Raw genomic sequence first — 15,325 nt, forward strand, 5'->3', positions numbered from 1 at the left:
CCTTCACAGTTCGTACTTGGCCCACATAGCACGCACCTCGTCGTCGGTTGCAAATTCGCCGCGTGCAGCAGCCGATCGCGATCTCGCAATAGCCGCACGCTCATCAGGCGTCAAAGGCACCGGCTCCGACTCCTCGGCAGCAAGCATAAGCATGGCGCGAGCAATCTCATCTTGCATGGCCGGAGAAAGGACCCTTGCCACGGCAACGGCTTTTTCAAGAAGGTCTGTCATGATCGGATCATGCACTTAATCTGCACACAAGAAAAGTAGAACGAGCTTCGCGAACCGCCTTCACTATCCGCTGTTCCGCAAGCTCCGTGCCCATGCCGCCATGGAGATCAGACCGGTCACCCGGCAAAGACCCGCTTGGGCTTGAACATGCCTTGCTCGATGGCGCCGATGGCGACCAGCTTGCCGCGTGACGTCGCGCAGGCCTCTTCCGCCTCCACCGGTGCGTCACGGCCACGGATGATGACCGGATTGCCGAGGCGGATCTTTGTCGCCGCGTCATCGCTGATGGCGATCTGCGGCAGACAGTCGAGCGCCGCTGACGTGTCGACGAGAAGCCCGTCGATGGCGCCGAAATCGATCGGCACTTCCACCGCGTCAGCAGGATCTGCTTCTGGGTCCGATTTGTCCTCGCCTTGCGCGCCGAAGCGGGCGGCCTCGAGTTCGGCGATGGTGACGAAATCCTCCGGCGTGAACGGCTCGACCTCGACCCGGCGCAGCTCGCTGATATGGCCGAAGCAGCCGAGGTCGCGGCCCATGTCGCGGGCCAGCGAACGCACATACGTGCCCTTGCCGCATTCGACTTCGAAAATCGTCTGGTCCGGCTTGTGCTCGACAATATCGAGCCGGCCGATCTCGATCTCGCGCGCGGGTATGTCGACCGTCCCGCCTTCGCGGGCGAGGTCGTAGGCGCGCTCGCCCGCAATCTTGATGGCCGAGAATTGCGGCGGCGTCTGCATGATGACGCCGGTGTATTTCGGCAGCAGCGCCCGCACCTCGGCTTCCGCCGGGCGCAACTCGGAGCTCTTCGTCACCGGCCCTTCAAGATCGTCGGTGGAACGCTCATCGCCCCAGGCAACGATGAAACGATAGACCTTGGCGCCGTCCTGCACGTAGGGCACGGTCTTGGTGGCTTCGCCGAGCGCGATCGGCAGCATGCCGGAGGCAAGAGGGTCGAGCGTGCCGGCATGGCCGGCCTTTTCGGCCTGGAACAGCCATTTGATCTTGGACACGGCCTCGGTCGAGCCCATGCCGACCGGCTTGTCCAGGACCACCCAGCCGGAGACCGGCCGGCCCTTTTTTTTGCCGCGACGCGCCATTATTCTTCTTCCTTATTGTCGTCGCTATCCAGATCGCGCGCCACTTCGGGCGATTTCAGCAGATCGTTGATCCTGGCGAAATTGTCGAAGGACGTATCCAGCCGGAAGCGGAATTCCGGCATGTACTTCATCTGCCTGAGCGCGCCGGAGACGCGGCCGCGCACGAACTTGGCATGCTTGTTCAGCGCCTCGATCACCGCGTCGGCGTCCTTGGCGCCGAGCGGAGAAACAAAGGCGGTGGCGATCTTGAGATCGGGCGACATGCGCACTTCGGAGACCGAAACAACCGAGTTTTCAATCAACGGGTCGATGATCTCGCCACGCTGCAAGGTTTCGGAGAGCGCATGGCGCACCTGCTCGCCGACGCGCAGCATGCGCTGGGATGGACTTGATGTCGTGGAACGGGGCATTTTTCTCAATCCTGAAAGCGTGAGGCGCGGGATGGAACCGTGCCGCATGTCTCAAACGGTCATTCTCAATAGCACTGAGGCGGCGGTCTTTCGACCACCGCCCGGTATCGACGAGCCACTCGAACTCAGAGTGTGCGGGTCACCATCTCGACGCGGAAGCACTCGATGACGTCGCCGACGCGCATGTCCTCGTAGTTCTGGAAGGCCATACCGCACTCCTGGCCGCCAGGGACTTCCGAAACCTCGTCCTTGAAACGCTTCAGGGTCTTCAGCGTGCCTTCGTGGATGACGACGTTGTCGCGGATCAGGCGTACGCCCGCGCCACGTTCGACCTTGCCTTCGGTGACACGGCAGCCGGCGATCTTGCCGACCTTGGTGATGTCGAAGATTTCGAGGATCTCGGCATTGCCGATGAAGGTCTCGCGACGCTCCGGCGACAACAGGCCCGACAGAGCCGCTTTCACATCATCCACCAGGTTGTAGATGATCGAGTAGTAGCGGATCTCGATGGCCGCGGCCGCGGCCGCGGCGCGCGCCTGCACATTGGCGCGCACGTTGAAGCCGATGATCGCCGCACCCGACGTTTCCGCCAGCGAGACGTCGCTTTCGGTGATGGCGCCGGCGCCGGAATGGACGATGCGCGCACGCACTTCATCGGTGCCGAGCTTGTCCAGGGCAGCATTGATCGCTTCGATCGAACCCTGCACGTCGCCCTTGATGACCAGCGGGAATTCCTTCAACCCGCTCGTCTGCAGCTGCGACATCATCTGTTCGAGCGAGCCGCGCTGGCCGGCATGCCTGGCCACCGCCTTCTCGCGCGCCAGACGCTGGCGATATTCGGTGATCTCGCGGGCACGGGCTTCGTTGTTGACCACGGCGAAGCGGTCGCCGGCCTGCGGGGTTCCCTGAAGGCCGAGCACCTCGACCGGCATTGCCGGCGGCGCTTCCTTGATCTGATCGCCGCGATCGTTGACCAGCGCGCGCACGCGACCCCATTCGTTGCCGGCGACAAGGATGTCGCCAGGCATCAAGGTGCCGGTCTGCACCAGCACGGTGGCGACGGGACCACGGCCCTTGTCGAGCTGCGCTTCGATGACGACACCCTCGGCGGTGCGGTCGGGGTTGGCCTTGAGGTCGAGGATTTCGGCTTGCAGCAGGATCGCTTCGAGCAACTTGTCGAGATTGGTGCCCTTGGTCGCCGACACTTCGACGTCCAGCACTTCACCGCCCATCGATTCGACGAAGACTTCATGACGCAAGAGTTCCGAGCGCACTTTCTGCGGATCGGCATCATGCTTGTCGATCTTGTTGATCGCCACGATGATCGGGACGCCGGCAGCCTTGGCATGGCTGATCGATTCGATCGTCTGCGGCATGACGCTGTCGTCGGCCGCCACCACCAGGATGGCGATGTCGGTGGCCTGGGCGCCACGGGCGCGCATCGCCGTGAATGCGGCGTGGCCAGGCGTGTCGATGAAGGTGATCTTCTGACCGTTCTTCTCGACCTGATAGGCGCCGATATGCTGGGTGATGCCGCCGGCCTCGCCGGAAACGACATTGGCGTTGCGGATCGCATCGAGCAGCGACGTCTTGCCGTGGTCGACGTGGCCCATGATGGTGACGACCGGCGGACGCGACACGAGGTCTTCCGGACGATCGGCGATATTGAACAGGCCTTCCTCGATATCCGACTCGGCGACGCGGCGGACCGTATGGCCGAATTCGGTGGCCACCAGCTCGGCCGTGTCGGCGTCGATGACGTCGCCCGGCTTCAGAATCTGGCCCTGCTTCATGAAGTACTTGACCAGGTCGACAGCACGCTCGGACATGCGCTGCGCCAATTCCTGGATGGTGATGGTTTCGGGCAGGATCACTTCGCGCATGACCTTCTCGCGCGGTTCATTGTGCATCGCGCGCTTGAATTTCTCCTGGCGGCGGCGCATCGACGACAGCGAACGGGCCCGCGCATCCTCGTCGGACAACGCGGAATTCAGTGTCAGCTTGCCACGGCGGCGGTCTTCCTCGCTCTTGGTGGGTTTGGCCGGGCGTGCCACTTCGGGCGTGACCAGGCGGCGCACCGGTGCACCGGCGGTCGCCCGCTTCGGCTTGGCCCCTTCCTCCTCGTCGGCGGTCGCCAACTCAGCGGCTTGCGGTGCGCGGCGGCGTGCTTCTTCCTCGGCGCGACGGCGCGATTCGGCCTCGGTCTGCAACCGGGCCTCTTCCTCGGCCTGGCGGCGTGCGGAGTCCTCGCGTTCGCGCTTGCGGCGCTCTTCGTCCTCGGCGCGGCGCTTGGCCTCGTCGGCTGCGCGCTGACGGTCTTCGACCTCGCGGACCTTCGAGCCCTCGAGCGCCTTGCGGCGCGCTTCCATTTCGCTGCGCGACAGTTCGTTCAGAACCATGCCGCTGCGCTCGACCGGAGGCGGCGGCGGGGGCGGTGCCTTGGGCGCTTCCTGCACGACAGGTGCCGCCACGACTGCCGGCTTCGGCGTGAAGACGGGCGCAGGCGGAGCCGCAGCCGGCTCCGGCTTGTCGCCGGGCAGCGAGAACTTGCGCTTCTTGGTCTCGACCACGACCGACTTGGTACGGCCGTGCGAGAAGTTCTGGCGCACAGTGCCCTGTTCCATGCCGGGGCGCTTCAGCGTCAAGGTCTTCTTCGGTGTAACACTCAACGTCTTGTCGTCGCCCGATTTCGTATCGTTCATTCCATATCCTCTGCGGCATCATCTTCGTCAGCAACGGCCGCAAGCATTGCAAGATCGTCCGGGGTTCCGCCCCGATATCGGTCGAGCGCAACCATGCGCTTCTGGACCGCCTTACCCGCGTCTCCCGCGAGGACGGCAGCATGTATCACATTTGTACCCCCCAATGCCAAGCTCAACTCGACCTCGGAGAAAAGTTTGTAGGCAAGGATGGAAGGGCCGCCGATATGGACGGTCGCCCGCCGCGCCTGGCTGATCTTGCGCACGCCATCGTCGGACGCTTCGGTCGCGTGGAGCACGAAAAGCGCCAGCCCACCGCGCACCGCGCTCTCGACTTTGGTAGCACCGAGCGAAATCGCGCCTGCCTTGCGGGCAAGGCCCAGCATGCCCAGAGCGTATCTGGAGAGCAACCCGTCGACCATGCCACCGAGATCGGGCGGCACGACCACCTGTGCCTTAAAGGCGCGGGCAAAAAGGTTCTTGGCCGCCGCCTTCTCGATATGTAGGCGGTCGGCACTCACCCAGCAACCACGGCCGGGCAGATTTCTCTTGAGATCGGGAACGACGGCCGAATCCGGACCGACGACGAACCGGATCAGTTCATCCGGTTCGGCCTGTTTTCGGGTGACGATGCAGGTGCGATCGTTCATCTCGTCCAAGGGCGGGTTGTGTGCGATGCGGTTTCACCTCACGCACCAACGGCTTCGTCAGCCGTTTCTTCTTCGGCCGCAAGCTCGTCTTCGGTGATCCAGCCGGCCTTGAGGCGAGCGGCCAGAACCATCTGCTCGGCATCGGCGCGCGAAACGCCGTGATTGGCCAGCACGCCGGGATAGACCTTGGTCTCGCCGTCCTTGCGTTCCTTCCAGCCGGTGAGGTCGTCGGCGGCATAGCCGGCGAAATCCTCGATCGTCTTCACACCGTCCTCGCCGAGCGTCACCATCATGGCGGTGGTGACGCCGGGGATCTCGCGCAGATCATCCGAAACGCCCAGCGCCTTGCGCTTCTCGTCGTGCTCGGCCTCAATCTTCTCCAGATACTCGCGGGCGCGGGTCTGGATTTCAGAGGCGGTATCCTCATCGAAACCGTCGATCGAGGCGATCTCGCCGGCATCGACATAGGCGACTTCCTCGACGCTGGTGAAGCCTTCGGAAGCCAGCACCTGGCCGACCATCTCGTCGACATCGAGCGCTTCCATGAACAGCGCCGAGCGCTCGACGAATTCCTTCTGACGGCGCTCGGATTCCTCGGCCTCGGTCAGGATGTCGATGTCCCAGCCGGTGAGCTGCGAGGCAAGGCGCACGTTCTGGCCGCGGCGGCCGATGGCCAGCGACAGCTGATCGTCGGGAACCACCACTTCGATGCGCTCCGCATCCTCGTCGAGCACGACCTTGGCGACTTCCGCCGGCTGCAGTGCATTGACGATGAAGGAGGCGGCCGAAGGCGACCACGGAATGATGTCGATCTTCTCGCCCTGCAATTCGCCGACGACGGCTTGGACGCGGCTGCCGCGCATACCGACGCAGGCGCCGACCGGGTCGATCGAGCTATCACGCGAGATGACGGCGATCTTGGCGCGCGAGCCCGGGTCGCGGGCGACCGACTTGATCTCGATGATGCCGTCATAGATCTCCGGCACTTCCATGGTGAAGAGCTTGGCCATGAACTGCGGATGGGTGCGCGACAGGAATATCTGCGGGCCGCGCTGCTCGCGGCGCACGTCGTAGACATAGGCACGGACACGGTCGCCGTATTTGTAGTTTTCGCGTGGGATCAGCTCGTCGCGGCGGATGATCGCCTCGCCGCGGCCGAGGTCGACGATGACGTTGCCGTACTCGACGCGCTTGACGGTGCCGTTGACGATCTCACCGATACGGTCCTTGTACTCATCATACTGGCGGTCGCGCTCGGCCTCGCGCACCTTCTGCACGATGACCTGCTTGGCCGACTGGGCGGCGATACGGCCGAAATCCATCGGCGGCAGCTGCTCGGCGATGAAATCGCCGAGCTGGGCATCGGGATTACGCTCACGGGCCGAGGAAATGGCGATCTGGGTGGCGTAGTCGTCCACTTTCTCGACCACTTCCATCAGCCGCTGCAGTTTCATCTCGCCGGTGTTCGGGTTGATGTCGGCGCGGATGTTGGTCTCCTGGCCATAACGCGAGCGTGCCGCCTTCTGGATCGCATCGGCCATGGCGGCGATGACGATCGACTTGTCGATCGACTTTTCACGCGCGACCGCATCGGCAATCTGCAGCAGTTCAAGTCTGTTGGCGCTTACAACCATGTTCTTTCTCCCGAGCCTGTTCGCCGGACCTTTGCGCCCGGCAGCTCAATCAAATTTCCTGTTCGTGTTCTTCCGTGGCGTCCGGTTCCGCACCCTCGGACACATCGTCGTCCGGTTCACCGCGGCGTCTCTTGGCTTCCTTGCGCGCCCTGTTGTCCTTCGACAACGCTTCGCGAATGAGGTCGTCGGTCAGGATCAGCCGGACATCGGCAATGGTGTCATAGGGCACGCGCACCGTGGGCTCCTCACCATAGGCCGCCTTGTCGCGCTCGATCAGCACGTCGCTCTCACCGGCCTCGGCGATCTTGCCCTTGAAACGCTTGCGGTCAGCGACGACGACCGATGTCTCCATCTTCACCAGATGACCGGTCCAGGTCACGAAATCCGATTTGCGCACCAAGGGCCGGTCGATGCCGGGCGAGGAAACTTCGAGATGATACGCCTTTTCGATCGGATCATCGACGTCGAGCGCCGGCGACACCGCGCGGCTGACCTCTTCGCAATCCTCGACGGTCATGGTGCCGTCCTCACGCTCGGCCATGATCTGCAGCGTCAGCCCGTTCTGGCCGGACAGATGCACGCGCACGAGGCGAAAACCGATGCCGCGCAGCACCGGCTGGACGATCAGCGCAATGCGCGCATCGATGCCGCTTTCGCGGATGATGCGGTCGTCACCTTCGCTTGCCGTTGCAGTCATCAATTGCCTGTTGTTCGTTTCGAACCTATCGGCAGGTAATAAAAAAGAGCGGGACCGGGTGGACCCACTCTTCGTCATCCCGACCAAGAATTTGACGTCGATATAAACGATCCGGGCTGGTGTTTCAAGCCCGCAGTGCCGGCCTGTCGTAAGCACATGAATTGTCCGGATTAGGTAGCACATGAGTTGTCCGGTTCTCATCCCCAGCCAATGGAGGCTGGGGATGGCACGGACAGCATGGCTACAGGGCCGGAGAATGCAGAAGTTAGGGATGTATTGAGCCGCTGGGATCGCGGCGATTTATCGATGATCCCGGCTCACGGCAAGTTGCCGCAGCCGTTGCCGGTCGGGCGGGCTTACGTCCTGATGAAGGTAAGATAGGCCGGCCGGCGACCCTCGCGAATGGCCTTGGCCTCATAGCGCGTGCCGGGCCAGCCCTCATAGGAGCGATGCCAGTCCGCCGCCTCATCCGCCTGCCATGCGAAGGCGCCATGCGCTCGGCAATGCAGCAAGGTCCAGTTCACATAAGTGTCGATATCCGACGCGAAGCGGAATTTCGAGCCCGGCTTCAGGACGCGCGCGAAACGGTCGAGATTGACCGGGCTGACGAAACGCCGCTTCCAGTGCTTCTTCTTCGGCCAGGGATCGGGATAGAGAAGGTCGATGCCGTCGAGCGAGGCCGGCGGCAGCCAGTCAAGCAACTGGGTGGCGTCGTCGTCGTAGACCCTGAGATTGGCCAGCGGCGCTGCCCGCACCGCCATCATCATCTTGGCCATGCCGTTGACGAAGGGTTCTACGCCGATGAAGCCGATCGTCGGCGCCTCGGTCGCGCGGTGCAGAAGATGTTCGCCGCCGCCAAAGCCGATCTCGAGCCGAACCTCCGAAACCTCGGTTTTGAACAAGGTTCGCAATTCCGACGGCGCTTCAGCCGTCAGATCGAGCCGGTAGGCGCCGAGGCCGCTTTCCAGGGCCGCCGCCTGCTGCGGGCGAACGGGCTTGCCGCGCCGACGGCCGAAGAAGGCTTCGGTCGTACGGCTTGGCCTGTCTTGCTGGCTCATCTGGGTCGCGTGGTCTGTCGTGGCGATCAGGCCGCGACAGCATCCTTGAGCGCCTTGGCGAGATCTGTCTTTTCCCAGGAGAAAGATCCGTCACGGCCGGCCTTGCGGCCAAAATGGCCGTAAGACGACGTCTTGGCGTAGATCGGCTTGTTGAGATCGAGATGACGGCGAATGCCTGACGGGGACAGGTCCATCACGGTGCGCAGCGCGTCCTCGAGCTTTGCCTCATCGACCTTGCCGGTGCCGTGCAGGTCGACATAGACCGACAGCGGCTGGGCGACGCCGATGGCGTAGGAAAGCTGGATGGTGCAGCGGTCGGCGAGCTTCGCCGCCACGACGTTCTTGGCCAGGTAGCGCGCCGCATAGGCGGCCGACCGGTCGACCTTGGTGGTGTCCTTGCCGGAGAAGGCGCCGCCGCCATGGGGAGCCGCGCCGCCATAGGTGTCGACGATGATCTTGCGGCCGGTCAGGCCGGCATCGCCGTCCGGACCGCCAATGACGAACTTGCCGGTCGGGTTGATGTACCACATGCAGTCGTCAGCGATCTTGAGGTCACCCAATGCCTCGCGGATATAGGGTTCCACGACCTTGCGGACCTTCTTGGAATCCCAGCTCGAATCGAGATGCTGGGTCGACAGCACGATCTGCGTCGCCTCCGCGGCCTTGCCGTCGACATAGCGGACTGTGACCTGGCTCTTGGCGTCCGGCCCGAGCTTGCCAGCCTCGCCGTTGTTTTCGTGACGGGCGGCGGCCAGAAGCTCAAGGATCTTGTGGCTGTAGTAGATCGGCGCCGGCATCAGGTCCGGCGTCTCGCGGCAGGCATAGCCGAACATGATGCCCTGGTCGCCGGCACCTTCCTCGCCCTGACGGTCGGCGGCGTTGTCCACGCCCTGGCCGATATCAGGCGACTGGCCATGCAGCAGCACCTCGATCTTGGCCGTCTTCCAGTGGAAGCCGGCCTGCTCGTAGCCGATCTCGCGGATCGCCTTGCGGGCGACGGATTTGAACTTCGCCGGATTGACGACCGGATGGCCCGCGGCGTCCTTGAGGACGTTGCCGGCCTTGTCCTTCTTCAAGAGTGTCTCGGGAACGCGCACCTCGCCGGCGATGACGACACGGTTGGTGGTCGCGAGCGTCTCGCAGGCGACACGGACTTTCCACGGGTCCATGCCGGTCTTCTTGGCTTCGCGATAGACCAGATCGACAATTTCGTCGGAGATCCTATCACAGACTTTGTCCGGATGGCCCTCGGCAACGGATTCCGAGGTAAAGAAGTAGTTCTGCCGCGTCACGGGTGTCCCCTCTTGAAAAACGATCGGCAGGCTGCCGATTTTGGCGCGCCACGTGTTAGCGGTGCGGAGCGCTGCTCGTCAAGCGTTGCCGCGGGTCTGGCCTGAATGTCGGAAGCGATATCTTGTGCCACCGGCGGTGCACGCCGCCGGTGCGAAGCGCATCGCCGATCAGTCGAGATCGCCCTCGGCGAGCGATTTCACCAGGTCTATGATCCTGCGGCGCACCTTGACGTCGGCGATCTTGACAAAGGCCCGGTTGAGCTGAAGCCCTTCGGGACTGCCGCAGAATTCGACCGCGAAAGCCATCGAGCTATCCTCGGCAAAGCCGCGGTTGGCCGTCAACTCCTGACCCGGCGCATCCTCGAAAAAGAAGGCGACGGGCACGCCGAGTATCGAGGCTATCGCCTGCAGACGGCTGGCACCGACGCGATTGGTACCCTTTTCATATTTCTGGATTTGCTGAAACGTGATGCCGAGATTCTCGCCCAGCTTTTCCTGGCTCATTCCGAGCATATTGCGGCGAAGCCGAACCCGACTTCCAACGTGAATATCGATGGGATTGGGTTTCTTCTTGTTTTCTTCTGTCATTTTTTCCTCGCCGAATTTTTTCGGCTTTGTGTTTTTTCCTGCCCAAACAAAGCCGGAGGCGACTGCCCCAACAGAACGATCCACCGGCTTCGAGAAATTTTCAGGCCGTACAGTATGAGTTTCTAATGTGCCAACTGTCAATTCACCCGTAGCTTTTGCCTTACGTTCAACAGCAGCCCTACCAGCGCAAACAGCAACATGATCAGCATTCCGTTAATGCGCCGCTGGTTGGGCGAAATCACCGTCTGTTCGGAAACAGGCACCTTCACATCGATGACCCCGCGCGCGTCGATCGCCAGCGCATCGACGACGCGGCCATGCGTGTCGACAACGGCCGAGATGCCGTTGTTGGCAGCACGCAACAAGGGCAATCCGTTCTCCACCGCGCGAATCTGAGCCTGCCTGAAATGCTGATACGGTCCCGGCGTGTCGCCGAACCACGCATCATTGGTAACGTTCACAATAAGCTGCGCTGACGTAGCGTCAACTGCCACCAGATCGGGAAAGATCACCTCATAACAGATAAATGGCAGGGCACGAATGCCGCCCGGCAGCGCGATGGGATGACGCTCGTTGCCGGCCGTGAACGTCAACGGCCCGGCGACGAGCTGTTCGATGCCGAAACGGCCGAGCAGGTCGGCAAAAGGCAGGTACTCGCCGAACGGCACCAGATGGACCTTGTCCACGGCATCGGCGATTTCGCCCTTGTCGTTGATCGCCACAACGGAGTTGTAGTAGCGGCTGTCGGCGCTGGCGGCCGAGCCGCCCTCTTCACGCACGACGCCGGCGATCAGCATCTGGCCGTCGCCCAGCATGTCGCCCAGCGCCGTCAAGGCATCGGGGCGCTCGGTGAAAAGGAACGGCACCGAAGTTTCCGGCCAGAGAATCAGTTGCGGTTTTTCGTGACCTGGGTCCGGCGCCTTGGCGGACAGGCCCAGCAAGGTGGCGAAGATGCGGTCACGCACCGAGGCGTCCCACTTTTCCGACAGGTCGACGGCAGGCTGGACTATGCGGACATCGAGACTGCGCGTCGCCGGCCTTTCGGGGGCCGTGAGCCTGACATAGCCAAAGCCGGCATGGGCTGCGGCGAGTATGACAAACAGCGTGGCGCCCAGCCGAAGATGCCGGCGCGTCGCCAGCAGCGCCGGCAGTGCGAAAAGGAAGACCGCGAGCGCGTTCATGCCGATCATGCCGGTCACCGAGACGCTCTGCATCAAAATAGGTACAGGCATCGCCGCGTAGCCGACGGCATTCCAGGGAAAACCGGTGAACAGGAAACCGCGCAGCCACTCCGCCAGCGCAAAACCGAAGGCAAGGGCGGCGATACGGCCGATATCGCTGCTCCACAGGAGCCGGGCGACCATCGTTGCGAAGCCATAGAAAAATGCGAGCGCGAAAGGAATGCCGACCACAGCGAAGGGAAGCGCCCAGGCAAAGTCGTCGGCCTCGACCAGCAGCGCCGAGCCGATCCACCAGAGGCCGGCGAGGAAATAGCCGAAGCCGAACCACCAGCCGACGGCGAAGGCCGGCCGCAGGCGCCGCAACAGGCTGCCGGAGGCTTCGCCGGTCGCGCCGTCGAGCAGCCAGACCAGCACCGGAAACGAAATGAAACAGGCGGCGAAGAAATCGTAAGGCGCCTGGCCCAGCACCGCCAGCGCCCCGGCGAAAAAGGCCACCAGCGCGCGGCGCCAGCCCCAGAGCAGAATTATCCGACCGGCAAGGCGCACCATGAATACTTCCGAGTCGCTAGAATCAGGACGCAAGATTTATCAGGCCGCGGCCTGCAATCCAAACGCCGGCGCCACCACCCGGCTGCGCTCTACCGGTGCCAGCCTTCGATGCGCAAGCCACCCAACCGCTCGGCCTCTTCACGGGAAACAGAACGGATTGGTTGCGTGAACGTCCAGATATGGCCTTCAGGATCGCGCGCCCGATACTGGCGTTCGCCGTAGAACTGGTCCGCCGGCTCCTGGATTATGGCAGCACCGGCCGCGCGGGCCTGCTCGCAATGTGCATCCAGGCCGTCTCTCAGCCTGATATAGACCGACTGCGTGTTCTTGCCGCCGACCGATGCGGGGCTCGCGACGTGATCGGCCCATTCGGAATCGACGATGATGTAGCCATCCCCGAACCGCATCTCGGCATGGACCAGTTTTCCATCGGCATCGCCGACCACCATGCTGCGCTCGAAGCCGAAGGCCGCTTCGAGCCAATCCAGCGCCGCACGCGGGTCGCGGTAGAATACGCCAGAACCGAGGACCGGATGCTTGAACGGATCCTCGACCGTCATGGCGCGGCAGCTTTTCAGGCCTGTTCGGTGCGCGCCGTGGCGCGCCGGCGGCGCTCGCCCTTCTGGCTCTGCACGATGCGGACACGCTTGACGCGGCGCGGATCGGCGTCGAGCACATGGAACTCGAAGCCGGGAATGGCCTGCACCACCTCGCCGCGCGCCGGCACGCGGCCGAGCGTGTTGAAGATCATGCCGCCAATGGTGTCGACATATTCGCCATGTTCACCCGCGGCGAAATCCTCGCCGATCATCTTGGCGACCTCGTCGATCTCGGCCTTGCCGTCGACGATGAACACGCCGTCACCGGTCTGGGTGATCATCGGCTCGTCGTCGTCGTGCTCGTCCTCGATGTCGCCGACCACCATCTCGACGATGTCCTCGAGCGAGACGAGGCCGTCCGTGCCGCCATATTCATCGATGACCAGGGCCATTTGCGTGCGCGTCGTCTGCATGCGGCCCATCAGGTCGGAAGCAAGCATCGACGGCGGCACGAACAGGACCTGGCGGATCAGGTTGAGCTCCCCGATGGTGCGCGCGAGGTCGACCTGGGCAAGATCGAGAACCGTGGCGACGGGCGTTTTACGGGTCGTGCGGCCCTTCCTGACGCGCGCAATCTTAGTGATATGGGCCAGCACGTCGCGGATATGGACCATGCCGCGCGGGTCGTCGAGCGTCTCGGAATAGACCGGCATGCGGGAATGGCCGGATTGCTCGAACATGCCAAGCAAGTCACCAAGCGTCGTGGCGATCTCGACCGCCTCGATATCGGCGCGCGGTACCATGACGTCCTCGACGCGCACTTCGCGCAGGCGCAGGATGTTGTTGAGCATGGCACGTTCGCCAGGCGAGAAGGATTCGACATCGCTTGTCGTTTCGGCGAGCGCGCCGGCGATCTCCTCGCGCAGGCTGGTGCCGTTGCGTTGCCGGAACAGGCCCAGCACGCGGTTGAACAGGGAGGGACCGGCAGGCGACGGGCCGATGGCGGCGCTGCCGGTGTTGGCAACACCAGCGGTAACGGTACTGGGACTTGATCCCTCTTCCGACGTATCGGAAGCCTTGATCGCACTGCCGGCATCGGGGCGGGCGGCAGTCTCTGGTTTGTCGTTCATCGTCGTCCGGTCAATTGATCTTTTTAGTTACGCGTAGGGATCGGGAATGGCAAGCCTTGCAAGCGCGGCGCGCTCGATGGCTTCCATCTCCTCGGCCTCGGCGTCGGTCTCGTGATCATGACCCATGAGATGCAGCAGGCCATGGATGACGAGATGGCAGATATGGTTCTCCAGCGGCTTGTCTTCCAGTGCCGCCTCGCGCGCCACGGTTTCGGCGGCAAGCACGATGTCGCCGAGCATCGGCGGCAGCGGACCACCCTTCACATGCGGAAAAGCCGGGAAAGACAAGACGTTGGTGGGCTTGTCCTTGCCGCGCCAGTCCGCATTCAAGGTACGGACATGGGCATCGTCGGAAAAAACAATGCTGAGTTCGGAACGACCCGTCACACCGGTCTCGGCGAAGGCGGCGTGAACCGCGCGATCGACCAGCCGCGTCAGGCTTGCTTCATCGGGCCAGTTGCCCGCCTCAATCGATATATCGATCTCGACGGGAACCGGAAAGCTCCCGCCGCCGGATGTGCTGTCCTCAGGCATGAGGCCGCATCGTCACATCAATTCTCGGCGCCAAGGCCACGCGCCAGCTTGGTGTCCCGGTCATAGGCCCTGACGATTTCGGCCACCAGCGGATGGCGAACGACGTCGACGTCGTTGAAGCGCACGGTTACCGCGCCTGCCACGCCGTCGAGCACACGCAAGGCTTCGACCAGGCCTGATTTGGTGCTCGGGGGAAGATCGATCTGGGTGGGATCGCCGGTGACGATCATGCGCGAGTTCTCGCCGAGACGGGTGAGAAACATCTTCATCTGCATCGGCGTGGTGTTCTGCGCCTCGTCGAGAATGACGGCGGCATGCGCCAGCGTACGGCCGCGCATGAAGGCAAGCGGCGCGATTTCGATCACTTCGGCGGCAATCGCACGCTCGACCTTGTCGGCCGGCATCATGTCGTAGAGCGCGTCATAGAGCGGGCGCAGATACGGATCGACCTTCTCCTTCATGTCGCCCGGCAGGAAGCCCAGCCGTTCGCCGGCCTCGACGGCCGGTCGCGACAAAATGATGCGTTCGACCATACCGCGCTCGAGCAGCATCGCCGCATGCGCCACCGCCAGATAGGTCTTGCCGGTGCCGGCCGGACCGATGCCGAACACCAGCTCGGACCGCTCCAGCGCCCGCATATAGGCGTCCTGGTTCAGCGAGCGGGCATAGATGGTCTTCTTGCGGGTAGCGATCTGGGCGGCGGAGACCTTGCCCTTGCGCTCCAATGTCGGCAGCGTGAGCTGATCATCGGCGGCGACAGCCATGCGAACGGCACCGTCGACATCGGACTGGCCGATATCGACGCCCTTCTGCAGGATGCCGTAGAGATTGTCCAAGGCGCGGCGCGCCTGTTCGGCGGCAGAAGCGGACCCCTTGATGGTCAACTGGTTGCCGCGCGAGCGGATGTCGACGCCGAGCTTCTGCTCCAGCCGGGCGAGGTTTTCATCGAACTGGCCGTAAAGGGCGCTGGCAAGCTTGTTGTTGTCGAAAGTCAGAACGATGTGCGCCATGTCAGAAGCCCCGGATGCCGGTACCG

15 protein-coding genes are annotated in these 15,325 nt (G+C 63.2%); all 15 read right to left on the reverse strand.

Features of this window, described 5'->3' with window-relative positions; genetic code table 11:
* Positions 1 to 3: 3 nt before the first annotated feature.
* Positions 4 to 231: a hypothetical protein gene (locus O7B34_RS02630; protein WP_337144751.1), complete on the reverse strand. Its 228-nt coding sequence runs from the start codon at positions 229 to 231 to the stop codon at positions 4 to 6.
* A 116-nt stretch (positions 232 to 347) separates the two neighbouring features.
* Complete coding sequence (gene truB, locus O7B34_RS02635; RefSeq protein ID WP_337144752.1) at positions 348 to 1,328, reverse strand: tRNA pseudouridine(55) synthase TruB; 981 nt, start codon at positions 1,326 to 1,328, stop codon at positions 348 to 350.
* A complete protein-coding gene (rbfA, locus tag O7B34_RS02640; protein ID WP_027142034.1) occupies positions 1,328 to 1,738 on the reverse strand; it encodes a 30S ribosome-binding factor RbfA in 411 nt (136 codons plus the stop codon). The genes truB and rbfA overlap by 1 nt, the downstream gene beginning before the upstream one ends.
* Before the next feature lie 125 nt (positions 1,739 to 1,863).
* Positions 1,864 to 4,440, reverse strand: coding sequence for a translation initiation factor IF-2 (gene infB, locus O7B34_RS02645; RefSeq protein ID WP_337144753.1), 2,577 nt, complete (start codon positions 4,438 to 4,440; stop codon positions 1,864 to 1,866).
* Positions 4,437 to 5,087 carry an RNA-binding protein gene (locus tag O7B34_RS02650; RefSeq protein ID WP_337144754.1) on the reverse strand — a complete coding sequence of 217 codons (651 nt, stop codon included), beginning with the start codon at positions 5,085 to 5,087 and terminating at the stop codon, positions 4,437 to 4,439. Before O7B34_RS02650 ends, infB begins: the two co-directional genes overlap by 4 nt.
* 38 nt (positions 5,088 to 5,125) lie before the next feature.
* Positions 5,126 to 6,721 (reverse strand): transcription termination factor NusA, encoded by a 1,596-nt coding sequence (nusA, locus tag O7B34_RS02655; RefSeq protein ID WP_027142036.1) that lies wholly within the window; start codon positions 6,719 to 6,721, stop codon positions 5,126 to 5,128.
* Between the two features lie 49 nt (positions 6,722 to 6,770).
* Positions 6,771 to 7,418, reverse strand: coding sequence for a ribosome maturation factor RimP (gene rimP / locus O7B34_RS02660; RefSeq protein ID WP_337144755.1), 648 nt, complete (start codon positions 7,416 to 7,418; stop codon positions 6,771 to 6,773).
* A gap of 356 nt (positions 7,419 to 7,774) precedes the next feature.
* A complete protein-coding gene (gene trmB / locus O7B34_RS02665) occupies positions 7,775 to 8,476 on the reverse strand; it encodes a tRNA (guanine(46)-N(7))-methyltransferase TrmB (protein WP_140746512.1) in 702 nt (233 codons plus the stop codon).
* Between the two features lie 26 nt (positions 8,477 to 8,502).
* Positions 8,503 to 9,768, reverse strand: coding sequence for a methionine adenosyltransferase (gene metK / locus O7B34_RS02670; protein WP_140507658.1), 1,266 nt, complete (start codon positions 9,766 to 9,768; stop codon positions 8,503 to 8,505).
* Positions 9,769 to 9,936: 168 nt separating this feature from the next.
* Entirely contained in the window at positions 9,937 to 10,356 is a 420-nt protein-coding gene (locus O7B34_RS02675; RefSeq protein ID WP_027142040.1) for a helix-turn-helix domain-containing protein, read from the reverse strand.
* A 137-nt stretch (positions 10,357 to 10,493) separates the two neighbouring features.
* Positions 10,494 to 12,086, reverse strand: a complete 1,593-nt coding sequence (gene lnt, locus O7B34_RS02680) for an apolipoprotein N-acyltransferase (protein WP_337144756.1) — start codon at positions 12,084 to 12,086, stop codon at positions 10,494 to 10,496.
* Positions 12,087 to 12,175: 89 nt separating this feature from the next.
* Positions 12,176 to 12,646, reverse strand: coding sequence for a VOC family protein (locus O7B34_RS02685; RefSeq protein ID WP_337144757.1), 471 nt, complete (start codon positions 12,644 to 12,646; stop codon positions 12,176 to 12,178).
* A gap of 14 nt (positions 12,647 to 12,660) precedes the next feature.
* The gene (locus tag O7B34_RS02690; RefSeq protein WP_337106199.1) at positions 12,661 to 13,755 is read right to left on the reverse strand and encodes a hemolysin family protein; all 1,095 of its coding nucleotides are present in this window, start codon (positions 13,753 to 13,755) and stop codon (positions 12,661 to 12,663) included.
* A gap of 27 nt (positions 13,756 to 13,782) precedes the next feature.
* On the reverse strand, positions 13,783 to 14,289 hold the full coding sequence (gene ybeY, locus O7B34_RS02695; RefSeq protein ID WP_337144758.1) for an rRNA maturation RNase YbeY: 507 nt from the start codon (positions 14,287 to 14,289) through the stop codon (positions 13,783 to 13,785).
* A gap of 17 nt (positions 14,290 to 14,306) precedes the next feature.
* Entirely contained in the window at positions 14,307 to 15,299 is a 993-nt protein-coding gene (locus O7B34_RS02700; RefSeq protein WP_027142045.1) for a PhoH family protein, read from the reverse strand.
* Positions 15,300 to 15,325: the final 26 nt, after the last annotated feature.

Source organism: Mesorhizobium sp. Cs1299R1N3, assembly GCF_037179625.1.
GTDB classification, from domain to species: domain Bacteria; phylum Pseudomonadota; class Alphaproteobacteria; order Rhizobiales; family Rhizobiaceae; genus Mesorhizobium; species Mesorhizobium salmacidum.